This window comes from Rhodococcus sp. JG-3, assembly GCF_000482405.1.
Lineage (GTDB): Bacteria > Actinomycetota > Actinomycetes > Mycobacteriales > Mycobacteriaceae > Rhodococcoides > Rhodococcoides fascians.
In genome coordinates this window covers 4,585,174-4,609,197 of record NZ_KI519398.1, presented here as the reverse complement: position 1 = coordinate 4,609,197, position 24,024 = coordinate 4,585,174, and the positions used below count along the sequence as shown (strand labels likewise).

The window sequence follows — 24,024 nt, the reverse complement described above, 5'->3', positions numbered from 1 at the left end:
CATGAGCGAGCGAACATTCGGCCTGCGTACCAGAGCAATTCACGCCGGCGCGCGGCCCGACTCGGCAACCGGTTCGCGTGCGGTGCCGATCTATCAAACGGCGAGCTACGTGTTCGAGGATTCTGCTGACGCAGGGGATCTGTTCGCTCTGCAGAAGTACGGCAACGTCTACAGCCGCATCGGTAACCCGACGGTCGCTGCCTTCGAGGAGCGCATCGCGAGCCTCGAAGGCGGCATCGGGGCGGTCGCGTTCGCCAGCGGGCTCGCGGCCGAGTTCGCGGTGTTCGCCGCGCTGGCCGGCACCGGTGATCACATCGTCGCGGCAGCCGGACTCTACGGCGGAACCGTGACGCAACTCGACGTCACACTGCGGCGCTTCGGCGTCGAGACCACCTTCGTTCCCGGCACGGACCCGGCCGATTATGCGGCGGCGGTAACAGATTCGACCAAGTTGATTTACGCGGAGGTCATCGGTAACCCCTCCGGTGAGATCGCCGATCTCGAGGGTCTCGCCGCGGTCGCGCACGACCATGGGATCCCGCTGGTGGTCGACGCGACTATGGCGACACCGTGGTTGAGCCGGCCGATCGAGTTCGGAGCCGACATCGTCATTCACTCGGCAACGAAGTTTCTCGGCGGTCACGGCTCCACGCTCGGCGGCGTCGTGGTGGAGTCCGGTCGATTCGATTGGGGCCGAGGCAAGTTCCCGCAGATGACCGAGCCGGTGGCCTCGTACGGGGGCCTGTCGTGGTGGGGCAACTTCGGGGAGTACGGATTTCTCACCAAATTGCGCAGTGAGCAACTGCGCGACATCGGTGCAGCACTGGCTCCGCACTCTGCCTTCACGCTGATCCAGGGCGTCGAGACGTTGCCGCAGCGCATGGACGCGCACGTGGCCAATGCGCGCGTCGTCGCCGAGTGGCTCGAGTCGGACCCACGCATCGAGTACGTGAGATGGGCTGGTTTGCAGAGTCATTCGCACCACGACCGCGCCGCGAAATATCTGCCCTCGGGTCCGGGCGCGGTGTTCGCATTCGGCATCGAAGGTGGTCGCGACGCCGGCCGAACGTTCGTCGAGAGCGTCCAGGTGGCCAGTCACGTCGCGAACATCGGCGACGTACGCACCCTGGTCATCCACCCGGCCAGCACCACCCACCGACAGCTCAGCGATGATCAACTGGCCGGCGCGGGGGTGGGGCCCGAACTCATTCGGATCAGTGTCGGCCTCGAAGACGGCGAGGACCTGCTGTGGGATCTCGATCAGGCCTTGACGCTGGCAACCGGGAAGGCGCGGTCATGAGCGAACGAACCTGGCAGGGACCCTCCGCTCAGGACCGTCAGCGGATCCTGCGTGAGACGAAAACCGTCGCGATCGTCGGTGCGTCCAAGAACCCGTCGCGAGCAAGCTATTTCGTCAATCGGTATCTGTCCTCGACAAGCAACTACGAAATATTTCTCGTCAATCCGACGGTCTCGGACATCGAAGGAACGACCGTCTATCCGACTCTCGCGGATCTACCGAAAAGTCCGGACCTGGTCGACGTCTTTCGCAAGTACGACGATCTCCCGGATGTATTGAGCGAAACCATTGCTGCGCAGGCGAAGACGATCTGGTTGCAGCTCGGGTTGTGGCACGAGCAGGTTGCCCACGACGCCGAGGCGGCGGGACTGAACGTCGTCATGGACCGGTGCCTCAAGATCGAACACGCCCGCTTCCACGGCGGGCTGCACTTGGCCGGATTCGACACGGGAGTGATCGATTCGCGTCGACCGCGGGGTTAGGGGTCAGGCCTTCAGTAGGCGACCGCTGATTATCGCGGCCAACGATCGTGGCGCGAGACGCACACTGCCGGCGCTGATCTTGTTGGAAAGACCGGACACGACGCTGGCAGGGGTACGGCGAGAGTCCAAGGCGCGCATGGCCGTCGAGACCACCTGCTCGGAGGTCTGGAAGTTGCCCACTGCGGCATCCTCGGATCCGACGACGTCGAAGAACTCGGTGCGCGTCGGGCCGGGGGAGAGAGCGAGGATCTTCAGCGGTGACGTGCGGTACTCGTAGGCGAGCGCCTCGGTGAAGTTCAGTACGAACGCCTTCGTCGCCCCGTATACCGCCATGTTCGGAGTGGGCTGATACGCAGCGGTACTCGCGATGTTGATCAACGCGCCGGTCAGATTCGGCAGAAACGCATGTGTCAGATCCACCAGCGCGCTGACGTTCAATGCGATTTCCGACGCCACCCGCGCCGGATCCTCGTCGCGAAAGCGCCCGTGGGTCCCGAATCCTGCATTGTTGACCAGCGTGGTGGGTGTTACCCCTTTGTCGGCCAACGCCTTTCGTAGTGACTCGCCGATGCCCGGCACGCCCAGGTCCATGGCGACGGCGGTCGCGGTGACGCCATGGTCTGCTTCGATGCGGCGGGCAAGTGTCTCGAGTCGGTCCGCCCGTCGTGCCACGAGGACGACGTTCTCGCCGCGTGCGGCAAAGCGATGTGCGAATTCCTCGCCGAGGCCGGAGCTCGCCCCGGTGATGAGTGCTGTGGATGTCATGCGAGCAAATGTAGGCACTGTCAGCATTGTTGTCAACGCCAGCATCGCCTAGGGTGAGTCCATGGCAACGGAGCGCTACCACCACGGTGATCTGCGCGCGGTGCTCCTGGAGGAGGCCGAGCAGAGCATCGCCCGCGACGGCGTGGATGCGCTGTCGCTGCGGCAGTTGGCCCGAGACGTGGGTGTCAGTCACGCAGCCCCCGCGCGCCACTTCCGCGACAAGCAAGCACTGCTGGATGCGTTGGCGCTGCACGGCTTTCAGGAAATGAATCGCCGAATGGTCGACGCGGCCACCGGGCCGGGAGAGCTGCTGGCCAAGTTTCGTGGTGTCGCCCGCGCCTACCTGGGCTTTGCCGTCGAACATCCACAGCTACTGGACGTCATGTACAGCACCAAGCATCACCCCGAGGCCAGCGAACAACTCAAAGACGTTGCGCACGAAAGCATGGCGGCGACGGAATCCTTGTTGCGCGCTGCGATGGACGCGGGAGTCATCACCGAAGCATCGCCTGCCGTCCTCGCCCGCGTCGCGTTCGCGAGCGTCCACGGACTCGCCGTGCTCGCCGCCGGCGACCTCCTCGACGGCATGCCTGCCGATGACCTGCTCGACGCCACGGTCGACACCCTGCTCCGCGGATTCACCTGACCGGGTCGTTCCGCAGGCTCCACTCTTGCCATCGGGTCGTTCCGCAGGCTCCACTCCCACCCGTCCGAGTCGTTCCGCAGGCTCCACTCCTGCCATCGGGGCATTCCGCGGGCTCCACTCTTGTGTCGCTAAGTTGTCGGTATGACCGAATACGACCTGCAACGCTTCGTCGACGCCCAGGATCCCGTCTGGAACGTCGTGGTCAAGGAGTTGAAGGCAGGCCGGAAGCAGACGCACTGGATGTGGTTCGTGTTTCCGCAGTTGGCCGGCCTGGGCCGCAGTGCCACCGCTCAGCACTTCGGCATCGCAGACCTGACCGAGGCCGAGCTGTACCTGTCCCACGAAGTTCTCGGGCCACGCCTGAAGAAAGCCGCGCAGCTCACTCTTGCGATCGAGGGCAGTACGGTCGACGAGATCTTCGGTTACCCGGACAATCTGAAGCTGCACTCGTCCATGACGCTTTTCGCCGAAGCTACCAAGGGACAGTCCGTTTTCGTCGAAGTGTTGCAGAAGTATTTCTCCGGCGAATTCGATGGCGCAACACTCGACTTGCTCGACGAGCGATACCGCTAGCATCGCATCCATGACCACTCCACTCGCCGGATCCATTGCCTTCGTCCATGCCGCCTGGCACCTGGACATCGTCGATCGTGCGCGGGTGGGTTTCTCCGCCGAACTCGGGCAGTTGGGCCATGCCGACACCGCGGTCGACGTCTTCGAGGTGCCCGGAGCATTCGAGATCCCGCTGCACGCGCAGCGTCTCGCCAGAACCGGAAAGTATGCGGCGATCGTCGCCGCAGCGCTCGTCGTGGACGGCGGAATCTACCGACACGACTTCGTCGAAACGGCGGTGATCGACGGTCTGATGCGGGTGCAGCTCGACACCGACGTCCCCGTGTTCTCGGTGGTTCTGACTCCTCATCACTTCCACGAACACGCCGATCACAACGCCTTCTTCACCGCGCACCTCGAAACCAAGGGTGCCGAGGCCGCGCGCGCCGTGGTCAAGACACTGGCTTCGCTCGGAACCATCGGCTGACGCTGCCGCAGGCAGACCGGTGGTCGACGTGCGATCCGTGCTCGCGGAGCTCGAACGGCGTGAACCCATTTTCCACCGCCGTGAGTACGGCATCACGCGTGAAGATTTCGATCGTCTGACCGATGTCGATTTCTGGGAGGTCGGTGCGTCCGGTACCCGATACGACCGTGACGAGGTGTGGGCCGTTCTCGGGAAGCGCTATCGACAGGACCCGTCAGGAGACCACGACGTCGACTGGGAAACCAGCGATTTCGAGGTCCGTGAGGTTGCCCCGGACACGTACTTGCTGACGTACACCTTGCTGCAGGTCGACAGACTTACGCGGCGAGCGACGCTCTGGCAGCGACGCGCGGGGGAGTGGACAATCCTGTATCACCAAGGGACCGTTGTGCTCTAGGCATTTCTCTTACCATGGGCCACCGACAGGTTGCAATTCACGAATCCTTATGCACAGCAATAGTTTTCGATTGCACCATCATTGCGTATCGAACACACGTTCGATACACTTCTTCCTATGACCACGGAGATCTGGCAACTGAGCGAAGCAGAACTGCTCGCCGACGCTGCCGCGGTCTCTCATGACATCCAACTGCTGGAAGCCCGGCGGATCGCATTGGTCGCTGAAATCGACACCCGCGTGAGCCGGGAGAAGCTCGGCTTCCCCGGCCCCGCCGGTTGGCTCACCTCCACCACCCTCCTCACCCCCAGCAAAGCCACCAAGATCGTCGCCCTCGCCCGCGGCATGAAGAACTTCCCCGACATCGCCGACGCCGTCAACACCGGCAGCATGACCATCGACCACGCCGCCCTGATTCTCACCTTCGCTGAAACACCACCGAAGAACCTCCCGCAAGAGGGTCGCGATATCGCCCGCACCGCGATGATCACCGCCGCCACCGGACCCGGTGCACGCACCGACAAGATCCGTGAAGCGATCACCAAACTCGAAGACACCTACGGCAGCGACAAGCCGCCCCCGGAAGACACCGACCGCAACGAACTGTTCGCATCGAAGATGCTCAACCAACGCCTGTGCCTCAAGGCCGACTTCGATGCCGTCACCGCAGAAAAGCTCTTCACCGCACTCTCACCGCTGACCGAACCTCGGCCCGCAGCCGACGGCACCCCCGACGAACGCAGTCCTGCGAGGCGACGCGCCGACGCATTCGGGCAGATCCTCGACCACTACCTCGCCTCGAAGGATCGCCCCACCGAAGGCGGCGAGAGACCGCACATCAACCTCCACATCCGGTTGCAGGACCTCCAGAGCCTGGACGGCCAGAGCAGTGACGACATCACCGACGACGAAACCACCCGCGCTGCAGCAGAATCCGACTCAGACCTGGTCGACCCGGTCGACATCGACACCACAGCAGAAACCAACAACGAGGCCGGTTCAGTGACTGCGGATCGCGGTGCATATCGGGACCTGTTCGGCGACGGCACCACCGTCGGCTGGCTGCCGTGGATGGGCCCGCTCTCCCGCAACACCTCTCGCCAACTGGCCTGCGATTGCCTTCTCGCCGCCATCGTCATGGACGAGAACGGCAACCCACTCAACCTCGCCCGCACCGCCCGCACCGTCACCGCGAAACAGAAACGAGCACTGACCGCCCGCGATCACGGCTGCGCCTTCCCCGGCTGCGGCAAACCCGCCGCCTGGACCGAAGGTCACCACATCTGGCACTGGGCCGACGGCGGCCCCACCGACATGAACAACCTGGTCCTCCTGTGCGGATTCCACCACCGACTCATCCACCACTCCGATTGGGACGTGTTCATCGGCACCGATCAGCACCCCTGGTTCGTACCCCCGGCCACCGTCGACCCCTACCGACAACCCAGACCATCCCACGCCCGAGCAGGCCCCCACATCGCCTGACCCCTCGAAACATCCAGCCCCACACAAACACACCAGCCCCGCACCGAGAACACGGTGCGGGGCTGGAAGAGATTGTCCGACTGATCGATTGGAGTCGATCGGGCTCTCAGTCGTTGGCGTGCAACGCTGCGTTCAGCTCGACGCCGGTGCCCTTCCACGGCACAACCTCGACCGCACCCGAGAGCGAGTTACGACGGAACAGGAGGTTGGACTTGCCGCTCAGCGTCGCCGCCTTCACCACAGTTCCATCCGGTCCACTGACCTTCGTTCCGGCGGTGATGTACAGCCCCGCCTCGACGACGCAGTCGTCACCGAGTGAAATGCCGAGTCCGGAGTTGGCACCGAGCAAGCAGCTCTTGCCGACGGAGATGACGTTCTTGCCGCCACCGGACAGCGTGCCCATGATCGACGCACCGCCGCCCACGTCGGAACCGTCACCCACCACGACGCCCGCGGAGATGCGTCCCTCGACCATCGAGTTACCGAGCGTGCCTGCATTGAAGTTGACGAAGCCCTCGTGCATGACCGTCGTTCCACTGGCCAGATGAGCACCGAGGCGCACACGGTCGGCGTCGGCGATGCGGACGCCGGTGGGAACGACGTAATCGACCAGACGCGGGAACTTGTCTACGCCGTACACCGTCACCTGGCCGCGGGCACGCAGCTTCGCACGCACAGTCTCGAAGCCCTCGACCGCTGCGGGTCCGAAGTTGGTCCAGACGACGTTGGCGAGCAGTCCGAACAGCCCGTCGAGATTCTGACCGTGCGGCTCGACCAGGCGATGCGACAGCAGATGCAGTCGTAGGTACGCGTCGTGGGCGTCGATCGGAGCATCGTCCAGAGATGCGATGTTGGTGCGCACTGCGACGACCTCGACGCCGCGCGCCTCGTCCGCACCGACCAGCGCGGCCAGCTCCGCGGGGATGTCGGATCCTTCGAGTCGAGTCGTGCCGGCCTCGAGTCCCGACCCGAGCTCCGGGCTCGGAAACCAGGTGTCGAGAACTACGCCCGATGTCGTGATGTTGGCAATACCTACTGCTGTTGCTCCCTGTGCACTCACGGCTCGAAGAATACGCGGTGGTGCGTCGTGCGTGGTTCGGTGACTGGGCGCCGCAGGTTCCCAGGTGATTTCCGGGCACACCGACCGGCGGTCGTCGCCGGTTCGGTCACGACGGCGGTTCGTTATCCGTTCGACTGACGAGCGTGACCACATCGGGATTCGCGGAGACCGGCCCGGGGCCGGTGGGCTGACAGAGTGACGACAATGACCACCCGCAGGATTTCGCTCGGAAGAGGAGCAGTGTCGATGATGGCCGACGGGATGTCGTTCACCGGGTTGGTGGCAACCTTCGCTTCGACCATCATTCTCGGAGTCGCTTTCGGCTTGGTTGTCGCCGAGGCGTGGTAGAAATGCCCATCGGCTGACAGGGGGTCGCCGTAGGCGGGGGATTCCATGAGTTCGAGCAGGTCAATAGCTATGCGTTCGATATTCTCGGTGGTCGCTGCAACACTCCTGGCGGTGACCGGTGTGGTAGCCGGTTCCGGTACCGCAGCCGCCGCACCCAACTGCGCCGGAGTCGGTGGGAAGTCGGCAGAGGTCGCGAAAATTCCGGGGGCTGCGCTGGAGGGCCTTGCCGTCGATGGGTCGGGCCGCGCGTATGTCACCGATATCGTCTCGGGCCGGGTGTACCGCATCGACGCACCTGGACAGCCCGCGTATCCCATTGCGAAGGTTCCCAGCGGCGGCGGCGGAGCTCTGGCGTGGATGCCCGACGGGACGCTCCTGGTCGGCTACGGTGCCGATCCCCGTGTATTCGTCGGAGACGTCGTCAAGGCCGCCGGCATCGTTCGACTCGACATCGACACCCTTGCCGTCACTCCCTTTGCGAAGGGACTCAGTGCAGCCAACGGACTCGCCGTTGCTGCGGACGGAACCGTCTACGCTACCAACGACTTCGGTTCGCTCATCGGCCGCATCAGCCCCGACGGTTCTGTCGACCCGAGCTGGGCGCGCTTGCCGAGCGCCAACGGCGCGGTGCTCGATTCCGCTGGGAAATATCTCTACGTCTCTCGGACTTTCGTGAACGCGGGCGTCAGTCGAATTCCGATTGCAAATCCGTCGGCACCGGAAGACCTGCTCGATCTGAAGGGGCTCGACTCGTTGGCTGCCCCGGACGGTCTCACTCTCGACGCCGCCGGCCGTCCGGTGGTACCGCTCAATGCAGGCGGTTCCGTCGTCCGCATCGATGCTCCGGGGGTCACCTGCTTGATCGGTACCGGCACTCGGTTGACCAGTGTCGTCTCCTACGGTCGCTCCGAGCAGGGGTTTTCGAGCGGAAGATTGTTCGGCGCAGGCTTCGACGGCGTGGTCCGCGAGATTCCGGGGCCCAAAGCCTAGGGTTGTCGCCGTGACGCTCGATTTGCATGCCGACCCGATAGACCTCACCGCAGCGCTGGTGGACATCCCCAGTGTCAGTGAGGACGAGGCGCGTATCGCCGACGAGGTGGAGCAGGCACTTCGCGAGCAGACCACGGGCTTCGAGATAATTCGGAGCGGCAACGCCGTCCTGGCCAGAACCAACCGCGGGCTGGGTTCACGGGTGATGCTCGCCGGTCATCTCGACACCGTGCCGATAGCCGACAACGTCCCGTCGAGGCGCGAGCACGAGAGCGCCGAGGGGGACATCCTGCACGGCTGCGGGACCGTCGACATGAAGTCGGGCGATGCGGTGTTTCTTCACCTCGCCGCAACGATCGACAACCCGGCACACGACCTGACTCTGGTGTTCTACGACTGCGAGGAGATTGCTGCCTCACGCAACGGTCTCGGTCGCATCGAACGTGAGCTACCCGAATGGCTGAACGCCGACGTCGCGATTCTGGGCGAACCGTCCGGCGGGTTCATCGAAGCCGGTTGCCAAGGCACACTGCGTGTTCGGCTGACGGCGTCGGGAACCCGAGCGCACAGTGCCCGATCCTGGTTGGGCGACAACGCCATTCACAAGTTCGGTGCGGTGCTCAATCGGCTGGCGGCCTACCACGCTCGCAGCGTCGATATCGATGGATGTGTATATCGCGAAGGGCTGCAAGCAGTTCGGATCGCGGGCGGGGTGGCGGGCAATGTGGTCCCCGATGCCGCCGAGCTCGACGTCAATTTCCGTTTCGCACCGGACCGCAGTGTCGACGAGGCCGTCGAGCATGTTCGTGAGGTGGTCGACGGACTCGATCTCGGGTTCGAGGTGACCGACTCGTCACCGGGTGCGCTGCCCGGTCTGAACCAGCCTGCTGCCGTTGCGCTCATCGAGGCAGCGGGAGGGCAGTTCCGGGCCAAGTACGGCTGGACCGACGTCTCCCGGTTCTCGGCCCTCGGCATACCCGCGGTCAACTACGGACCGGGCGATCCCAACCTCGCCCACAAGCGCAACGAGCGCGTCCCGGTCGAACAGATCACCCACGTCACACAGGTTCTACGGAGCTACCTCTCCGCCGGATAGCCTGAACGCCATGAACAGCGTCGAGGGTCCCAGTGGTTTCGAACAGATCGGCAGCGAAAAGCCTGCCAAACACAAGGGATCCGTCGTACTTCGCCGCGGTCGAAACACCGAGACGTCCACGTCGGACCAACGATTGCTCGACGAACGCGGATCCGGCAATTGGATCCACTCGGACACCTGGCGCGTGCTGCGCATTCAGAGCGAATTCGTCGAAGGTTTCGGTGCTCTGGCCGAGGTGCCGCGAGCGGTGACGGTGTTCGGTTCGGCGCGCACACCCGTCGACCATCCCGAATACGAGCGGGCGCGTGAACTCGGAGCTGCCCTGGCGCGTGAAGGCTTCGCCGTGATCACCGGCGGCGGTCCCGGTGTGATGGAGGGCGCGAACCGCGGCGCGAGCGAGGCCGACGGGTACTCCATCGGACTGGGCATCGAGCTGCCGTTCGAGCAGGGCCTCAACGACTGGGTCGATCTCGGTGTCAATTTTCGATACTTCTTCGTGCGCAAGACCATGTTCGTCAAGTACTCCCAAGCGTTCGTGTGCCTGCCCGGAGGCTTCGGTACTCTCGACGAACTCTTCGAGGCGCTCACACTCGTGCAGACCGCGAAGGTCACACGATTCCCGATCGTGTTGCTGGGCAAGGACTTCTGGTCGGGATTGCTCGACTGGATCAAGACCACTCTCGTGAAAGAAGGCAAGGTGTCCGAGAAGGACCTCGACCTCATCCATTGCACCGACAGCGTCGACGAGGCCGTCCGCATCGTCCGGGAGGCCCAGCAGTGAGCGTGCAGCCGGTCGGCGTTTCGGGGATCAGCGTGTGTGTCTACTGCGCATCGGGACCGGTCGACGCGTCGTTCATCGATCTGGCGCGTGAGGTCGGTACCGAGATCGGTCGACGTGGTTGGCAGCTGGTGTCGGGCGGCGGCAACGTCTCGATGATGGGCGCGGTGGCCGCGGCGACACGCGCAGCCGGAGGCAACACCGTCGGTGTCATCCCGAAAGCGCTCGTGCACCGCGAGGTCGCCGACGTCGATGCCGACGAGTTGATCGTCACCGACACGATGCGTGAGCGGAAGAAGATCATGGAGGACCGAGCCGACGCGTTCATCACGTTGCCCGGCGGCATCGGAACGCTCGAAGAACTGTTCGAGACGTGGACGGCCGGCTATCTGGGCATGCACAGCAAGCCGATGGTGATGCTCGATCCGTTCGGGCACTTCGACGGCCTGATGCAGTGGATCGACGGTCTGAGCTCCACCGGGTTCGTGCAGCAACGAGCCCTCGACGCGCTCGTGCGCACCACTTCTGTCGACGAGGCCCTGGACGTGTGCGGCGCGTTGTGAAAGTTCACCAACCGAGCCCGCCTGACGAAGTGCTGGAAGTTGTTACTCTCTAGTAGGGTTAGTTATCTCACATCGTCTCAAAGGGGAGCTCATGGCTGTCGATGCCCGTCAGAAAATCGGAGTGACCGACCTCGCGGTCGCGTTGCCGAAAATGGTGACGGAGGTGCCGAGCCTGCTCAAGGGGCTGGCGGGCTTTACCCGCAAGCCGGACCACAAGGTCTCCATCGGACTGATTTTCCAGGACGCGGCAGCCAAGAACAGCAGTCGACCGTTCGTCCGTTTCGAGGGTGAGTCGATCTCCTACAAGGACGCGAACGCGCTGGTCAATCAGTACGCCGCAGTGTTCACCGACCGGGGGGTCGTACGCGGCGACGTCGTCGGTGTGCTGAGCAAGAACCGCCCCGAGGCGCTGTTCGCGGCGCTGGCTGCCGTGAAGCTCGGTGCCACCGCAGGCATGCTCAACTACAACCAGCGCGGCGACGTGCTCGAGCACAGCCTCGGAATTCTCGAAGCGAAGGTGCTGGTCCTCGACGAGAACGCGCAGGAAGCGCTGGATTCTCTGGACGGCGAGCCCAAGGTCGGGTCGGTGTTGCCGCTGAAGGAGCTCGGCGAGCTGGCCGCGAAGGCGTCGACGGCCAACCCGTCGGTCACCGCGGAGATCCAGGCCAAGGAGAAGGCGTTCTACATCTTCACCTCGGGAACGACGGGCATGCCCAAGGCCAGCCTGATGAGCCACTTCCGTTGGCTCAAGTCGATGTCGGGCCTGGGCAACATGGGCGTGCGACTGCGCGGCGACGACGTCATCTATTGCTGCCTTCCGCTCTATCACAACAACGCGCTGACGGTGACGCTGTCCTCGGTGCTCGCCGGCGGCGCGACGATGGCCATCGGTAAGCAGTTCTCGGTGAGCAACTTCTGGGAAGACATTCGCGTCAACAAGGCCACGGCGTTCACCTACATCGGCGAGCTCTGCCGGTACCTGCTCACGCAGCCGAAGAAGGATTCCGACCGGGACAATTCGGTCAAGCTGATCGTCGGCAACGGACTGCGACCGGAGATCTGGGAGGAGTTCACCGAGCGATTCGGTATCTCCCGCGTCGCGGAGTTCTACGGTGCCAGCGAATGCAACATCGCCTTCATCAACGCACTGAACATGAAGAAGACCGCCGGAATCTGCCCGTTGCCGTATGCCGTGGTGCAGTACGACGAAGAATCGGGCAAGGCCAAGCGCGGCCACGACGGCAAGCTCCGCAAGGTCGGCAACGGTGAAGTGGGCCTGCTGCTGTCCAAGATCACCGACCGGGCCCCGTTCGACGGGTATTCCGACGACAAGGCCACCGAGAAGAAGATGGTGCGCGACGGGTTCAAGGACGGTGACGCGTGGTTCGACACCGGCGACCTCGTTCGCAAGCAGGGCTGGATGCACGTCGCATTCGTCGACCGACTGGGAGACACTTTTCGCTGGAAGGGCGAGAACGTCGCCACGACCCAGGTCGAGGGTGCACTCGGTAGCCACCCGGCAGTGGACGGTGCCGTCGTCTACGGCGTCGATATCGAGGGTGCCGACGGCAAGGCCGGTATGGCTGCGGTGACCCTGCGCGACGGTGAGTCCTTCGACGGCAAGTCGTTCGCCGAGCACCTCTACGACAAGCTGCCGACCTACGCGGTGCCGCTGTTCGTACGCATCGTCGACAGCCTCGAGCAGACCTCGACGTTCAAGAGCCAGAAGGTCGCTCTACGCAAGCTGGGGTTCCAGGAAGACGGTGACAGCGAACTCCACGTGCTGCGCGGCAAGTCCGGTGGCTACGAGAAGTTCTACGACGGCTACGTCGACGAGGTTGCCGCCGGCAAGGCCCCTAAGGGGTAACCAGCAAGCTCGAGGCGAGGGTGGCCTCGAGCCATCGTGCGTAGCGGTCGGTCGTCCAGCCCGACCGCTCGCACAACATTCGGTGCATTTCGGGGCTGGTCAGGGCCCAGATGGTGGTTCCTGCCGTTTCGAGGTCAACGGCCAGATCTCCACGTGCCCCGATCCACTCGGCGATCTGCATCATCGCCGATCTGCGTTGTCGGTCCTGGATATCGCGTCGTAGTGCTGCGATGTCCTCGTCGACGGCAGCCGCGCTGAGCAAGATGTCGTCGACCGCTCTGATTCGCGCGACCTGTTCGGCGATTCCTGACGCGAACATGCGGAGCTGCGTGCGTTGATCGAGTTCGTCGCGCACGGCCGATGCTGATGAGCGCTGCATGATCGGCGTCGGGTCGGTGTCTCCGCCGATGTCCAGATCCACCATTTCTCTGAGCAGCGTGCGCTTGTTCTTGAAGACGTGGAAGACGGTGTCCGCCGAGACACCTGCCGCGGCGGCGATCGACGGCACCGAGGTTGTGCCGTATCCGTGGGCGAGGAAGAGTCCGCGCGCGGCCTCGATGATGCGGAGTCGGGTGCCTTCGGCCTGCTGTTGCCGCACGGCGGAGTTGTAGGTCCTCTTGACGTTTTCGGTCATCGGGTCGAGTATATGCATATTGATCCGAGTGCCACTTGAACGAATCGGGGCGTCATGGATATCCAACAGGCGAAAGATCGAGTGGGACGGGTCTTCGAGGACGGATTCGGGCGGGGTGATCTCTCGACGGTGGATGCAGCACTCGCGCCGAGCGCTGTCGACCGGCACGCTTTCGGACAGGACGAGCCGGATATGGCGGCACACCTCAAAGGCGCGATCGCGATGTTCCGTTCTGCGATGCCGGACCTGCGCGTGACGATCGGTGATCTCTTCGGGGAAGGAGACCGCATCGCCGCGCGGGTCGAGATGGAGGGAACCCATACGGGCTCGCCTCTGTTCGGCGTGCCATCCTCGGGGCTGTCCGTTGCGCTCGAACAGTTCCACGTCATCGAGCTCGACGCCGACGGACGTGGTGCCCGGCACTGGGCGAATGTGGGTGCCGACACCATCGCGCTCGGGCACCTCCGCCGAAATGCCACTATGGATGAATGAGCACTCTGTGCGGTAAGCCGGTCGCCGACGATCGAGCTCTGGTCATGGCGATCGTCAATCGCACCCCCGACTCGTTCTACGACGGGGGCGCGAATTTCTCCGACGATGCAGCGATGGCGTCCGTGCACAGGGCTGTCGCCGAGGGTGCCGACATGGTCGATATCGGCGGCGTCAAAGCAGGCCCCGGTGATCTCGTCGACGCGGCGGAGGAGATCCGCCGCGTCGTGCCGTTCGTCGAGGCCATCCGGGATGCGTATCCGGATCTGCTGATCAGTGTCGACACCTGGCGTAGCGAGGTTGCTCGCCTGGCCTGCGGTGTGGGAGCCGATCTGATCAACGACACCTGGGCCGGAGCCGATCCCGAGTTGGTGCGCGTCGCCGCTGCCGAAGGAGTCGGGATCGTCTGCTCGCACACCGGCGGTGCCGTTCCGCGGACCCGCCCGCACCGGGTTCGGTACACCGACGTCGTGGCCGATGTGGTCGCGGAAGTCACCGCAGCTGCCGATAACGCGGTCGCGGAGGGGGTGAAGAAAGATTCGATTCTGATCGATCCGACCCACGATTTCGGGAAAAACACCTATCACGGGCTCGAGTTGTTGCGTCGCGTGGACGTTCTTGTAAACACCGGGTGGCCTGTGCTCATGGCGCTGAGCAACAAGGACTTCGTAGGCGAGACTCTAGGGGTAGAGCTCGCCGACCGGTTGGAGGGAACATTGGCAGCGACAGCATTGGCCGCAGCAGGCGGAGCCCGGATGTTCCGGGTGCACGAAGTTGCGTCGACCAGAAGAGTCGTCGACATGGTGGCAGCGATCCAGGGACGACGAACCCCGGCGCGGACGGTCAGGGGGCTGGCATGACACTGGCCGATCGAACGGACGTGACCCGAATGTGGTCCGAGACCAACAGCTGGGACACCCCCGAATGGACCATCGCCGAGCTCGAGGCCGCCAAGGCGGGCCGCACGGTGTCCGTGGTGCTTCCGGCGCTGAACGAGGAACAGACGGTGGCTGCCGTCATCGACACCATCCACCCGTTGCTCGGTGGCCTCGTCGACGAACTGATCGTGCTCGACTCGGGCTCGACCGACGAGACGGCAGTACGCGCGAGAGCGGCCGGTGCCCGTGTCATCAGTCGCGAGGAGGCAGTACCGGGGCTCGATCCGGTACCGGGCAAGGGCGAGGTGCTGTGGCGATCGGTCGCGGCGTCGACGGGTGACCTCATCGCCTTCGTCGATTCCGATCTGATCAATCCCGACCCCGCGTTCGTGCCGAAACTGCTCGGACCACTGCTGATGGGCGACGGCATTCATCTCGTCAAGGGCTACTACCGACGTCCACTTCGCGTCAGTGGCACCGAGGACGCCAACGGCGGTGGACGCGTCACCGAGTTGGTGGCTCGACCCTTGCTCGCGGCGCTGCGCCCGGAGTTGACCGGCGTGATCCAGCCGCTGGGCGGGGAGTACGCGGGCACTCGCGAGTTGTTGTCGGCGGTGCCGTTCGCGCCCGGTTACGGGGTGGAGATCGGCCTGCTTCTCGACACGTACGACCGGCTCGGTCTGCAGGCCATCGGACAGGTGAACCTGGGAGTGCGAAAGCATCGCAATCGGCCGCTTGTCGAACTCGGGGCGATGAGTCGGCAGATCGTCGGAACGATGCTCAATCGGTGCGGCATGGTCGATTCCGGTGCCGGACTTATGCAGTTCCGCGTGGCAGGGGATTCGTTCGAGCCGTTCTCGACCGAAGTGTCGTTGGCCGATCGACCGGCGATGAACTCGCTGATCTGACCGACCACCAGGTGCGTCCAGCCGACGTGTCGGGCAGCCGTGACAAGATCGTGGCATGTTGACGCTGTTGATCTACATCATCGTCATTGCAGTCGTCGCTGCGGCGTTGTTCTTCATCGCCGCAGCGGTGTTCGGTCGCGGTGAAGAGCTGGGGCCGTTGCCCGAGGGAACCACCGCAACAGTGCTGCCGGCCGAAGGAGTCACCGGTGCCGATGTGCGCGCGTTGAAGTTCCAGCAGACGTTGCGGGGTTACAAGCCCAGCGAAGTCGATTGGGCCCTCGAGCGCCTGGGCGGCGAGATAGACATGCTGCGGTCACGGCTGTCCGCGGCGCAGGAGTCAGGTTCTCGATCCCCGCTGTCGGGGCAGCCCGGCAGTGCGGGCCTCACGGATAGTTCTGGCCTCACCGACAGTGCCGGCCTCACGGATAGTTCGGGCGTCACAGGCACGGTCGAGTCGGACGAACGGTGAGCGCAGTCGCGGGGCCGGACGGCAAGCTGCGCTGCCCGTGGGGTGCCACCGACGACGAGCTGTATCGCACCTATCACGACACGGAGTGGGGGCAGCCGCTGCACGGCCGCAATGAGCTCTACGAGCGCCTGTGTCTGGAAGCGTTTCAGTCGGGCCTGGCGTGGATCACGATCCTGCGCAAGCGGGAAAGCTTCCGCACTGCTTTCGCCGGGTTCGATCCCGACGCAGTGGCCCGCTTCGACGACGCCGATGTGGAGCGGTTGATGAACGACCCGTCGATCGTGCGGAACCGACTCAAGATCGAGGCTGCGGTGAGCAACGCTCGCGCGATCGTCGACCTCGACGACACCGATCTCGACACTCTGCTGTGGTCCTTTGCGCCGGAGCCCAGGTCACAGCGGCTCACGGAGTTCACCGACGTGCCCGCGTCGACACCCGAATCGACGGCATTGGCCAAAGAGCTCAAACGCCGCGGGCTACGGTTCGTCGGTCCGACTACCGCTTACGCATTGATGCAGGCCACCGGAATGGTCGACGATCACCTGTTGGGGTGTTGGGTGCAGGTCACGAATACCGACTCAGGTTCCCCCCATCGACGGCGATAGGGAAGAATGGCACAGGACACTCCGTCGCCCCGCGACGAATTTATCTTTTAGGCCGAGGCGCCGAGCAGGTGGGCGCAGATCTGGAGGGAGCAGAGGATGGCGGCGATGAAGCCCCGGACCGGGGACGGTCCCCTCGAAGCAACCAAAGAGGGACGAGGAATCGTCATGCGTGTCCCGCTCGAGGGGGGCGGCCGTTTGGTCGTCGAATTGACCCCCGACGAGGCCGCGGCACTCGGTGACGAACTGAAGGGCGTCACCGGCTGATCGCCACGTCGATCGATCATCGCTCAGCCCCGCTCGCCGCACCGGCCAGCGGGGCTTTGTGTTGTGATCAGCAGGGTTGTGATCGGCGATGTTGTGATCGGCAGGTCGTTTCCGGGGGAGTGCCGGAGAATCTGTCTCGATGTGAAAGAGGTGCTCGATGCTGACCGACGTCGTCGATCTGCTGGTCTGCCCACAGTGCCGCGTCCGTGAGGTCGAGTCGGGCCTGGGTCTCGGTGAGACCGATCGAAGTCTGTGGTGCGATCGTGGTCATTTGTTCGACGTGGCCCGGCAGGGGTACGTCAGCCTGTTGACAGGCGACGGCGGCAAGTTCACCGGTGATTCGGCCGAGATGGTCACAGCCCGTGAGAAGTTCCTCGGTGCCGGTTATTTCGAGCCCATCGCGGCGGCGGTGTCGGCGGCTGTTCCGCCCGAGTCGGACGTGGTCCTCGATGTCGGGGTCGGCACCGGGTATTACCTCGCAGGTGTCCTGGACGCGCGTCCGGCCGCGCTGGGGGTCGGGGTGGACGTGTCCAAGTTCGCGGCACGCCGAGCCGCGCGGTCGCATCCCCGGCTCGGGTGCGTCGTCGCGGACATCTGGAGCGGGCTACCGATTCGGGCGGGTGCCGTGTCTGCGGTGACGTGTGTGTTCTCGCCGCGCAATGCCGGTGAACTGCATCGAGTTCTCGGCGACGACGGCACGTTGGTGGTCGTCACGCCGACGTCGCGGCATCAGCGTGAGCTGCGCGGGCCGCTGGGGCTGATCGGCGTCGAAGAGGACAAGACCCGTCGGCTCGGTGAGTCGCTGTCGGGTCTGTTCGGGTCGGTGGCCGAGACCCCGCTCGAGTACTCGATGATGCTCTCGCACAACGACATCGAGGAACTCATCGGGATGGGGCCGTCGATTCGGCACGGTGACCCCGGTGCGCGGTCCGCGGCGTTGAAGGATTTGCCCGACACCGTCCCGGTCACCGCGTCGGTGACGGTGTCGACTTACCGAAAGATCTCTCAGCCCCGACGCGCCAGCGCGTCGTTGTAGACGGCGAGGGTCTGTTTCGCGATCGACGCCCACGAGAATTCGGCAACGGCCCGCTCGCGGCCGGCCTTGCCCATCGCCGTCGCCAGTGCGGGGTCGAGAGCGACCTCGTTGACGGTGTCGGCGAGGGTTCGCTCGAAGACGTCGGGCTCGTACGAGTTGTAGTGCACCAGCCGTCCGGTGCGGCCGTCGTCGACGACCTCGGGGATGCCGCCGACGTCCGACGCCACGACCGCGGTTTCGCAGGCCATCGCCTCGAGGTTGACGATGCCGAGTGGCTCGTACACCGATGGGCAGACGAATACTGCTGCGGCGGAAAGGATCTGGCGAATCTTGTCGGTGGGGAGCATGTCCTTGACCCAGAAGACCCCGCTGCGTTGCTCGGCCAATAACGCCACTGCGCGTTCGGTTTCTGCGGCGATCTCCGGAGTGTCGGGCGCGCCCGCGCACAGGACGAGCTGAATCGACGGATCGAAATGGTGTGCCGCGGCGATGAGGTGACCCACGCCCTTCTGCCGAGTGATGCGGCCGACGAACGCGACGATCGGCTTGCTGGGATCCACCCCGATCTCGTCGAGAGTCGACGTGCCGTGATCTGCGTACCACCGCTCGGTGTCGATCCCGTTGCGCACCACGTGGACTCGACTCGGGTCGAGGCGCGGATAGGCGTCGAGCACGTCTTTGGCCATGCCCTCGCTGACGGCGATGACGGCGTCGGCGTATTCCACCGCGTTCTTTTCCGACCACGACGAGATGCGGTAACCGCCGCCCAGCTGTTCGGCCTTCCACGGCCGTCGCGGCTCGAGCGAGTGGGCGGTGAGGATGTGCGGTACGCCGTACAGTTCTGCCGCGAGGTGACCGGCGAGGCCGGTGTACCAGGTGTGCGAATGCACCACGTCCGCTCCCGCTGCCGCGTTGGCCATCCGCAGTTCCGCCGACAACGTCGTCAGTGCTGCGTTGGCTCCGGCGAGTGCCGGATCGGGATCGTGCACCTGTGCGGTGTCGCGCGGAGCTCCCATGCAGTGGATGTCCACCTCGCACAGCGACTTCAGCTGCGCGGTCAACTCCGTGACATGAACTCCTGCGCCACCGTAGATCTCCGGCGGGTATTCCTTGGTCATCATCGCTACTCGCACGTGAACGAACCTACATTCCCCGGCAGTTGTGCGTGTACTGGTAGCAAGGTTCTCTCGGTGCGGATAGGTTGGGTGGGTGAGGACACAACCGCACGTACTAGGGATTGTGCTTGCAGGCGGAGAGGGTAAGCGCCTTTACCCGATGACCGCGGACCGAGCCAAGCCAGCCGTTCCCTTCGGGGGCGCCTACCGACTCATCGACTTCGTGCTGAGCAATCTCGTGAATGCCGGTTACCTCCGGCTCTGCGTGCTGACTCAGTACAAGTCCCATTCCCTGGACCGCCACATCTCGCAGACGTGGCGACTGTCGGGTTTCGCCGGGGAGTACATCACTCCGGTCCCGGCACAGCAGCGTCTCGGCCCCCGGTGGTACACCGGCAGCGCCGACGCCATCTTCCAGTCGCTGAACCTGGTGTACGACGAGGACCCCGAGTACATCGTGGTCTTCGGTGCCGACCACGTGTACCGAATGGATCCGGAGCAGATGGTGCAGCAGCACATCGACTCCGGCGCGGGCGTCACCGTCGCAGGTATCCGGGTTCCGCGTAGCGAGGCATTCGCGTTCGGCTGCATCGACTCGGACGAGAACGGCAAGATCACCCAGTTCCTGGAGAAGCCGGCGCAGCCGCCCGGGACCCCCGACGACCCGGACGTCACGTATGCGTCGATGGGCAACTACGTGTTCACCACCAAGGTGCTCGTCGATGCCATCAAGGCGGACTCCGAGAACTCCGACTCCGACCACGACATGGGCGGCGACATCATCCCGGCGCTCGTCGAAGCAGGCGTGGCCTCGGTCTACGACTTCAACGACAACGTCGTTCCCGGTGCCACCGAACGCGATCGCGGCTACTGGCGAGACGTCGGCACCATCGACGCCTTCTACGACGCCCACATGGACCTCGTGTCGGTGCATCCCATCTTCAATCTCTACAACCGCCGCTGGCCCATCCGCGGATCGGCCGAGAATCTGCCGCCCGCCAAGTTCGTCCAGGGCGGCCTCGCTCAGGAATCCGTCGTCGGTGCCGGCTGCATTCTCAGCGCCGCCACCGTCCGCAACTCGGTACTGAGCTCGAACGTCATGATCGACAGCGGCGCGACCGTCGAAGGCAGCGTCCTGATGCCCGGAGTCCGGATCGGCAAGGGTGCCGTCGTTCGGCACGCGATCCTGGACAAGAACGTGGTCGTCGGTGACGGCGAAATCGTCGGAGTCGATCTCGAACGCGACCGGGAACGCTTCAACGTCAGTGCCGGGGGAGTCGTCTCCGTCGGCAAGGGCGTCTGGATTTAGAGCAGAGCCTGCGGCAGTGGTGCGGTTAGGTGCCGCAGAGGGCACCTAACCGCACCACTGCGCGGAGCGAACTCACGCCCGCGACGCGCAGATCAACCCGTCGCCCAGAGGGAGCAGCACCGTCGTCAGGCGCTCGTCCTCGGCGATGGCACGCGCGGCCGACCGAACGGCCACCGCGGTCGCGTCGCGCTGAGTCGGATCTGCAACCCGTCCACCCAGCAATGCGTTGTGCAGCACCAGAACTCCGCCGGGGCGTAGCAACCGCACACTCTCGGCGACGAAGTGCGGATGGTCCGCAGGGCTGGCGTCGATGAACACCAGATCGTAGGTGTCGTCGGCCAATCGGGGGAGCACGTCCAACGCCCAGCCGTTGATCAGCCGAGTGCGGGACGGCGCAATTCCCCCTGCCCGGAATGCTTCTCGCGCTGCCCGCTGGTGCTCGGGCTCGGTGTCGATGGTGGTGAGAACCCCGTCCGCACGCATCCCGTCGAGCAACCACAGACCGCTGATTCCCGCGCCTGTTCCGATTTCGACGACCGTCTTCGCGCCGAGCATCTGAGTGAAGATGCTCAGGATGGCACCGACGGACGGCGGCACCGGAGCGGCACCGAGGTCGACGGCTCGCTCTCTGGCTGCGATCAGAACCTCGTCCTCCTGAGCGGAGTCTTCGGCATAAGCGAGCATCTTCTCGGCGTTGGTCGGCACGTCCCGAGGTTATCGTGCCCGGGGCTCGATCTCACGCACACATTCTCAGGTGGGCCTCAGGTGATTCATACCGGACCCACACGCGGGTCGGTCAGGCTATGGAGGAATCGCAGGTCCGTCTCGATTGCGAAGTGTGAGCTGGAACATCCGAGGGTAGTCGTCGGTTGCATCAGAAGGACGTACGCAGTCCTGAGCAGGAGGATCCAACTATTTACAAGATCAACGGCGATCGCGACATCGCTCGTCTACCCGAGTCCGTGCCCACCCCCGACGACCTCAGCGGCACCGCAGTGTTCGATGCGACCGGCGAGAACTCCACCATGCCGTCCTGGGACGAGCTCGTTCGCGAACACGGCGACCGCGTCTACCGACTCGCGTACCGTCTCTCCGGTAATGCCCAGGACGCAGAGGACCTGACTCAGGACACCTTCATCCGCGTGTTCCGCTCCCTGTCGAACTACCAGCCGGGAACGTTCGAGGGCTGGCTGCACCGCATCACGACCAACCTGTTCCTCGACATGGTTCGTCGCCGCAGCCGTATCCGCATGGAAGCACTGCCCGAGGACTACGACCGCGTTCCGTCGGACCGGCCCAACCCCGAGCAGATCTACCACGACGCTCGCCTCGACCCGGATCTGCAGTCTGCGCTCGATTCGCTGGCACCCGAGTTTCGCGCCGCAATCGTGTTGTGCGACATCGAAGGACTGTCGTACGAAGAGATCGGTGCGACACTGGGCGTCAAGCTCGGAACGGTTCGTAGTCGCATTCACCGTGGCCGTCACGCGCTACGGGAGTACCTTCGAGTGCACGGGAAGGTCGACTCGGGTCACGCAAGTGTCCACTAGCTACGAGGAGGGTTGGATGACGCAGGCACGCAAGCCTCGGCAATTCAGCTCCACCGAACATCTGGCCAGTGAAGCCGTCGCAGCCTACGTCGATGGTGAACTACGAATGCCCGCTCACCTCCGCGCCGCTCACCACCTCTCCGAATGCCCGGAATGCTCGGCCGAGGTCGAGGCGCAGCAGCAGGCGCGTCGTGCGCTGCGCGGAGCAGGCGAGATGTCGATGCCACATTCGCTCCTCGGTTTGCTGAGCCAGATTCCGTCCTGTGCAGGCGAAGACGGGCCCGCTCGATCCAAGCGGTCGTTCATGGCGTCCGTCGAGGCCGTGCGCCGTCGTCGACGCTGACCGCCGCGTTTTCTGCCCGACGAGTCCTCACCTGCATCGAGCTGCCCCGACCGCTCGAGTGATACTGAACTCTCACACCGACGTATGCGAGGGGTAACCGGACGCGTGACATCGAATTCGACCAGCACCGAGACCACAGGCACAGCAGACGAAGGTCCACGGTTGCCGCCGCGTCCGGTCCATCGACCCACCGTCGATCCGGTGTCGGCCTCGGTGTTCGGACGTCCCGATGACGTCGGCGGTTCGTTCTCCCCACGTCGCCCCGACGAACAACTGCCTTCCCGGCTGTCGGTCCGGCCGCCGGACCCCGTCCTGGCCGAGGCTTTCGGACGTCCCGATGACGCCACCGAGTCATTGCAGCGCGACCCCGACGCCGTCGACGAGTCCGACGCCGGCCCCCAGGTTCCGGCCGATCCGTGGCGTGATCCCGCGTCCCGAGTGTCGCTGGGCGGCGCGGCCCTCGACACCCCACCACCTCCTGTGCTCCCTCCTGGAACCAAGCTCGGTGTGCGCGACGTCTTGTTCGGGCGATCGGTATCCGTGCGGGCGCTCGTCGTACTCGGTGTCGTTGCCCTCGTCATCGGCTTGGTCGGTGGACTGTTCGGCCGCCTGACCGCCGAAGTGACCGGCGCACTGACCAGTCAGAAAGTGACACTGACCCAGTCCAGTGGCGACGACGTCCCACGCGGCCAGATCAGCAAGGTGGCCGACGCGGTCCTGCCGTCGGTCGTCTCCATTCAGGTGACCCTCGGCGAGACCGGAGGCACCGGCTCGGGCGTCGTGATCGACGCCGACGAGGGCTACATCGTCACGAACAACCACGTGATCTCGCTCGCCGCATCCGACGAGGACAAGTCGACCCTCGAAGTCACCTTCTCCGACGGCACCAAAGTGCCCGGACGCATCGTCGGCCGCGACACCAAGACCGACCTCGCCGTGCTCAAGACCGACGTCGGCAACCTCACCGAGGCTCAGCTCGGACGCTCCGACGACGTCCGCGTCGGCCAGGACGTCATCGCCGTCGGGTCGCCGCTCGGCCTGAACAAGACGGTCACCTCGGGCATCGTCAGTGCGCTCGACCGCCCCGTCGCGCTGTCGGGGGAGGGCACCGACACCAACGCCGTCATCGACGCGGTACAGACCGACGCAGCCATCAACCCGGGTAACTCCGGTGGCCCCCTCATCGACTTCGAAGGTCGCGTCATCGGCATCAACTCCGCCATCCGAAGCGAGAGCGGCGGATCGGTGGGACTGGGCTTCGCGATACCCGTCGACGAGGTCACCGAGGTGGCGCAGGCCCTGATTCGGGACGGCGTCATGCGGCACCCGGATTTCGGGATCAACGCGCGTTCGGTGATCAACGAAACCTCGGCCGGCGCAGAAGTCGCCAACGTCCGGGCCGGTGGGCCGGCCCAGCAAGCCGGAATCGTCGAAGGTGACGTCATCACCAAGGTCGGCGATCGCGCAGTGGGCGATGCGGACGAACTGGTGGTCGCGGTCCAGGAGACCACTATCGGCCAGTCAGTACCCGTGCAACTCGTCCGTTCGGGACGGCTGGTGGACGTCTCCGTCACGCCGGTTTCGGACTGACGACGTAGGCTGGCAGGC

Annotated in this window: 29 protein-coding genes; 24 read left to right on the top strand and 5 right to left on the bottom strand. The window is 64.6% G+C overall.

Annotated elements, in window-relative coordinates; all coding sequences use genetic code 11:
• Nucleotide 1: 1 nt before the first annotated feature.
• Together K414_RS0123000 and K414_RS0122995 are read left to right on the top strand one after the other, a co-directional pair.
• Complete coding sequence (locus tag K414_RS0123000) at nucleotides 2–1,300, top strand: O-acetylhomoserine aminocarboxypropyltransferase/cysteine synthase family protein (RefSeq protein ID WP_027498073.1); 1,299 nt, start codon at nucleotides 2–4, stop codon at nucleotides 1,298–1,300.
• Nucleotides 1,297–1,782: a CoA-binding protein gene (locus K414_RS0122995; RefSeq protein ID WP_027498072.1), complete on the top strand. Its 486-nt coding sequence runs from the start codon at nucleotides 1,297–1,299 to the stop codon at nucleotides 1,780–1,782. Before K414_RS0123000 ends, K414_RS0122995 begins: the two co-directional genes overlap by 4 nt.
• A 3-nt stretch (nucleotides 1,783–1,785) precedes the next feature.
• On the opposite strand, the gene K414_RS0122990 is transcribed toward K414_RS0122995, so the two are convergent.
• Nucleotides 1,786–2,547 carry an SDR family oxidoreductase gene (locus K414_RS0122990; protein WP_037219506.1) on the bottom strand — a complete coding sequence of 254 codons (762 nt, stop codon included), beginning with the start codon at nucleotides 2,545–2,547 and terminating at the stop codon, nucleotides 1,786–1,788.
• 61 nt (nucleotides 2,548–2,608) lie between these two features.
• On the opposite strand from K414_RS0122990, the gene K414_RS0122985 reads away from it, so the two are divergent.
• From K414_RS0122985 to K414_RS0122965, 5 genes are all read left to right on the top strand, one after another.
• Entirely contained in the window at nucleotides 2,609–3,193 is a 585-nt protein-coding gene (locus tag K414_RS0122985) for a TetR/AcrR family transcriptional regulator (protein ID WP_027498070.1), read from the top strand.
• A 141-nt stretch (nucleotides 3,194–3,334) separates the two neighbouring features.
• Entirely contained in the window at nucleotides 3,335–3,766 is a 432-nt protein-coding gene (locus K414_RS0122980) for a DUF1810 domain-containing protein (protein ID WP_027498069.1), read from the top strand.
• A 10-nt stretch (nucleotides 3,767–3,776) separates the two neighbouring features.
• The gene (locus K414_RS0122975; RefSeq protein ID WP_027498068.1) at nucleotides 3,777–4,232 is read left to right on the top strand and encodes a 6,7-dimethyl-8-ribityllumazine synthase; all 456 of its coding nucleotides are present in this window, start codon (nucleotides 3,777–3,779) and stop codon (nucleotides 4,230–4,232) included.
• 28 nt (nucleotides 4,233–4,260) lie between these two features.
• Nucleotides 4,261–4,629, top strand: a complete 369-nt coding sequence (locus K414_RS0122970; protein WP_237606342.1) for a DUF4440 domain-containing protein — start codon at nucleotides 4,261–4,263, stop codon at nucleotides 4,627–4,629.
• 117 nt (nucleotides 4,630–4,746) lie between these two features.
• A complete protein-coding gene (locus tag K414_RS0122965) occupies nucleotides 4,747–6,114 on the top strand; it encodes an HNH endonuclease signature motif containing protein (RefSeq protein ID WP_051365253.1) in 1,368 nt (455 codons plus the stop codon).
• Between the two features lie 106 nt (nucleotides 6,115–6,220).
• Here the strand turns inward: K414_RS0122965 and dapD are convergent, their stop codons facing one another.
• Entirely contained in the window at nucleotides 6,221–7,174 is a 954-nt protein-coding gene (dapD, locus tag K414_RS0122960; protein WP_027498065.1) for a 2,3,4,5-tetrahydropyridine-2,6-dicarboxylate N-succinyltransferase, read from the bottom strand.
• Between the two features lie 204 nt (nucleotides 7,175–7,378).
• On the opposite strand from dapD, the gene K414_RS29220 reads away from it, so the two are divergent.
• The 6 genes from K414_RS29220 (at nucleotide 7,379) to K414_RS0122930 (ending at nucleotide 12,816) form a co-directional block, all read left to right on the top strand.
• Nucleotides 7,379–7,522 carry a hypothetical protein gene (locus tag K414_RS29220; RefSeq protein WP_155288421.1) on the top strand — a complete coding sequence of 48 codons (144 nt, stop codon included), beginning with the start codon at nucleotides 7,379–7,381 and terminating at the stop codon, nucleotides 7,520–7,522.
• Between the two features lie 69 nt (nucleotides 7,523–7,591).
• Nucleotides 7,592–8,512 (top strand): SMP-30/gluconolactonase/LRE family protein, encoded by a 921-nt coding sequence (locus K414_RS0122950; protein WP_230592918.1) that lies wholly within the window; start codon nucleotides 7,592–7,594, stop codon nucleotides 8,510–8,512.
• A 10-nt stretch (nucleotides 8,513–8,522) separates the two neighbouring features.
• Nucleotides 8,523–9,608 (top strand): succinyl-diaminopimelate desuccinylase, encoded by a 1,086-nt coding sequence (dapE, locus tag K414_RS0122945; protein WP_027498062.1) that lies wholly within the window; start codon nucleotides 8,523–8,525, stop codon nucleotides 9,606–9,608.
• A 10-nt stretch (nucleotides 9,609–9,618) separates the two neighbouring features.
• Nucleotides 9,619–10,389, top strand: a complete 771-nt coding sequence (locus K414_RS0122940) for a TIGR00730 family Rossman fold protein (protein WP_051365252.1) — start codon at nucleotides 9,619–9,621, stop codon at nucleotides 10,387–10,389.
• Nucleotides 10,386–10,949, top strand: coding sequence for a TIGR00730 family Rossman fold protein (locus K414_RS0122935; RefSeq protein ID WP_230074810.1), 564 nt, complete (start codon nucleotides 10,386–10,388; stop codon nucleotides 10,947–10,949). Before K414_RS0122940 ends, K414_RS0122935 begins: the two co-directional genes overlap by 4 nt.
• 91 nt (nucleotides 10,950–11,040) lie before the next feature.
• Entirely contained in the window at nucleotides 11,041–12,816 is a 1,776-nt protein-coding gene (locus K414_RS0122930) for a long-chain-acyl-CoA synthetase (RefSeq protein ID WP_027498059.1), read from the top strand.
• Here K414_RS0122930 and K414_RS27770 read toward each other — a convergent pair.
• Nucleotides 12,806–13,450, bottom strand: coding sequence for a TetR/AcrR family transcriptional regulator (locus tag K414_RS27770; protein WP_051365251.1), 645 nt, complete (start codon nucleotides 13,448–13,450; stop codon nucleotides 12,806–12,808). The two genes, K414_RS0122930 and K414_RS27770, sit on opposite strands and share 11 nt — an antisense overlap.
• A gap of 54 nt (nucleotides 13,451–13,504) precedes the next feature.
• Here K414_RS27770 and K414_RS27765 point away from each other — a divergent pair, with 54 nt between their 5' ends.
• The 7 genes from K414_RS27765 (at nucleotide 13,505) to K414_RS0122890 (ending at nucleotide 18,099) form a co-directional block, all read left to right on the top strand.
• Nucleotides 13,505–13,942 carry an ester cyclase gene (locus tag K414_RS27765; protein ID WP_051365250.1) on the top strand — a complete coding sequence of 146 codons (438 nt, stop codon included), beginning with the start codon at nucleotides 13,505–13,507 and terminating at the stop codon, nucleotides 13,940–13,942.
• A complete protein-coding gene (gene folP / locus K414_RS0122915; protein ID WP_027498058.1) occupies nucleotides 13,939–14,799 on the top strand; it encodes a dihydropteroate synthase in 861 nt (286 codons plus the stop codon). Before K414_RS27765 ends, folP begins: the two co-directional genes overlap by 4 nt.
• Nucleotides 14,796–15,725: a glucosyl-3-phosphoglycerate synthase gene (locus K414_RS0122910; RefSeq protein ID WP_027498057.1), complete on the top strand. Its 930-nt coding sequence runs from the start codon at nucleotides 14,796–14,798 to the stop codon at nucleotides 15,723–15,725. Before folP ends, K414_RS0122910 begins: the two co-directional genes overlap by 4 nt.
• A gap of 55 nt (nucleotides 15,726–15,780) precedes the next feature.
• Complete coding sequence (locus K414_RS28365) at nucleotides 15,781–16,194, top strand: DivIVA domain-containing protein (RefSeq protein ID WP_048315935.1); 414 nt, start codon at nucleotides 15,781–15,783, stop codon at nucleotides 16,192–16,194.
• A 26-nt stretch (nucleotides 16,195–16,220) separates the two neighbouring features.
• The gene (locus tag K414_RS0122900; protein ID WP_237606562.1) at nucleotides 16,221–16,799 is read left to right on the top strand and encodes a DNA-3-methyladenine glycosylase I; all 579 of its coding nucleotides are present in this window, start codon (nucleotides 16,221–16,223) and stop codon (nucleotides 16,797–16,799) included.
• Nucleotides 16,800–16,895: 96 nt separating this feature from the next.
• Entirely contained in the window at nucleotides 16,896–17,063 is a 168-nt protein-coding gene (locus K414_RS28695) for a DUF3117 domain-containing protein (protein WP_008714277.1), read from the top strand.
• Nucleotides 17,064–17,220: 157 nt separating this feature from the next.
• Nucleotides 17,221–18,099, top strand: coding sequence for a methyltransferase domain-containing protein (locus K414_RS0122890; protein WP_027498055.1), 879 nt, complete (start codon nucleotides 17,221–17,223; stop codon nucleotides 18,097–18,099).
• Here K414_RS0122890 and glgA read toward each other — a convergent pair.
• Nucleotides 18,069–19,232: a glycogen synthase gene (glgA, locus tag K414_RS0122885; protein WP_027498054.1), complete on the bottom strand. Its 1,164-nt coding sequence runs from the start codon at nucleotides 19,230–19,232 to the stop codon at nucleotides 18,069–18,071. The genes K414_RS0122890 and glgA overlap by 31 nt on opposite strands.
• Before the next feature lie 76 nt (nucleotides 19,233–19,308).
• Here glgA and glgC point away from each other — a divergent pair, with 76 nt between their 5' ends.
• Nucleotides 19,309–20,523: a glucose-1-phosphate adenylyltransferase gene (glgC, locus tag K414_RS0122880; protein ID WP_027498053.1), complete on the top strand. Its 1,215-nt coding sequence runs from the start codon at nucleotides 19,309–19,311 to the stop codon at nucleotides 20,521–20,523.
• Between the two features lie 72 nt (nucleotides 20,524–20,595).
• On the opposite strand, the gene K414_RS0122875 is transcribed toward glgC, so the two are convergent.
• Nucleotides 20,596–21,207, bottom strand: a complete 612-nt coding sequence (locus tag K414_RS0122875; protein WP_032365496.1) for an O-methyltransferase — start codon at nucleotides 21,205–21,207, stop codon at nucleotides 20,596–20,598.
• Nucleotides 21,208–21,464: 257 nt separating this feature from the next.
• Here K414_RS0122875 and sigE point away from each other — a divergent pair, with 257 nt between their 5' ends.
• The 3 genes from sigE (at nucleotide 21,465) to K414_RS0122860 (ending at nucleotide 24,006) form a co-directional block, all read left to right on the top strand.
• Nucleotides 21,465–22,073 (top strand): RNA polymerase sigma factor SigE, encoded by a 609-nt coding sequence (sigE, locus tag K414_RS0122870; protein ID WP_174557314.1) that lies wholly within the window; start codon nucleotides 21,465–21,467, stop codon nucleotides 22,071–22,073.
• 16 nt (nucleotides 22,074–22,089) lie between these two features.
• Nucleotides 22,090–22,416 (top strand): hypothetical protein, encoded by a 327-nt coding sequence (locus K414_RS0122865; RefSeq protein WP_032365497.1) that lies wholly within the window; start codon nucleotides 22,090–22,092, stop codon nucleotides 22,414–22,416.
• An 84-nt stretch (nucleotides 22,417–22,500) separates the two neighbouring features.
• Nucleotides 22,501–24,006, top strand: a complete 1,506-nt coding sequence (locus K414_RS0122860) for a trypsin-like peptidase domain-containing protein (protein ID WP_027498049.1) — start codon at nucleotides 22,501–22,503, stop codon at nucleotides 24,004–24,006.
• The last annotated feature ends 18 nt before the right edge of the window (nucleotides 24,007–24,024 follow it).

Bases quoted from the DNA above. Each gene is read 5' to 3' on its own strand.
- K414_RS0123000 (WP_027498073.1), top strand. From the start codon at position 2: ATGAGCGAGCGAACATTCGGCCTGCGTACCAGAGCAATTCACGCCGGC.
- K414_RS0122995 (WP_027498072.1), top strand. From the start codon at position 1,297: ATGAGCGAACGAACCTGGCAGGGACCCTCCGCTCAGGACCGTCAGCGG.
- K414_RS0122990 (WP_037219506.1), bottom strand. From the start codon at position 2,547: ATGACATCCACAGCACTCATCACCGGGGCGAGCTCCGGCCTCGGCGAG.
- K414_RS0122985 (WP_027498070.1), top strand. From the start codon at position 2,609: ATGGCAACGGAGCGCTACCACCACGGTGATCTGCGCGCGGTGCTCCTG.
- K414_RS0122980 (WP_027498069.1), top strand. From the start codon at position 3,335: ATGACCGAATACGACCTGCAACGCTTCGTCGACGCCCAGGATCCCGTC.
- K414_RS0122975 (WP_027498068.1), top strand. From the start codon at position 3,777: ATGACCACTCCACTCGCCGGATCCATTGCCTTCGTCCATGCCGCCTGG.
- K414_RS0122965 (WP_051365253.1), top strand. From the start codon at position 4,747: ATGACCACGGAGATCTGGCAACTGAGCGAAGCAGAACTGCTCGCCGAC.
- K414_RS29220 (WP_155288421.1), top strand. From the start codon at position 7,379: ATGACCACCCGCAGGATTTCGCTCGGAAGAGGAGCAGTGTCGATGATG.
- K414_RS0122950 (WP_230592918.1), top strand. From the start codon at position 7,592: ATGCGTTCGATATTCTCGGTGGTCGCTGCAACACTCCTGGCGGTGACC.
- K414_RS0122940 (WP_051365252.1), top strand. From the start codon at position 9,619: ATGAACAGCGTCGAGGGTCCCAGTGGTTTCGAACAGATCGGCAGCGAA.
- K414_RS0122930 (WP_027498059.1), top strand. From the start codon at position 11,041: ATGGCTGTCGATGCCCGTCAGAAAATCGGAGTGACCGACCTCGCGGTC.
- K414_RS27770 (WP_051365251.1), bottom strand. From the start codon at position 13,450: ATGACCGAAAACGTCAAGAGGACCTACAACTCCGCCGTGCGGCAACAG.
- K414_RS27765 (WP_051365250.1), top strand. From the start codon at position 13,505: ATGGATATCCAACAGGCGAAAGATCGAGTGGGACGGGTCTTCGAGGAC.
- folP (WP_027498058.1), top strand. From the start codon at position 13,939: ATGAGCACTCTGTGCGGTAAGCCGGTCGCCGACGATCGAGCTCTGGTC.
- K414_RS0122910 (WP_027498057.1), top strand. From the start codon at position 14,796: ATGACACTGGCCGATCGAACGGACGTGACCCGAATGTGGTCCGAGACC.
- K414_RS28365 (WP_048315935.1), top strand. From the start codon at position 15,781: ATGTTGACGCTGTTGATCTACATCATCGTCATTGCAGTCGTCGCTGCG.
- K414_RS28695 (WP_008714277.1), top strand. From the start codon at position 16,896: ATGGCGGCGATGAAGCCCCGGACCGGGGACGGTCCCCTCGAAGCAACC.
- K414_RS0122890 (WP_027498055.1), top strand. From the start codon at position 17,221: ATGCTGACCGACGTCGTCGATCTGCTGGTCTGCCCACAGTGCCGCGTC.
- K414_RS0122875 (WP_032365496.1), bottom strand. From the start codon at position 21,207: ATGCTCGCTTATGCCGAAGACTCCGCTCAGGAGGACGAGGTTCTGATC.
- K414_RS0122865 (WP_032365497.1), top strand. From the start codon at position 22,090: ATGACGCAGGCACGCAAGCCTCGGCAATTCAGCTCCACCGAACATCTG.
- K414_RS0122860 (WP_027498049.1), top strand. From the start codon at position 22,501: ATGCGAGGGGTAACCGGACGCGTGACATCGAATTCGACCAGCACCGAG.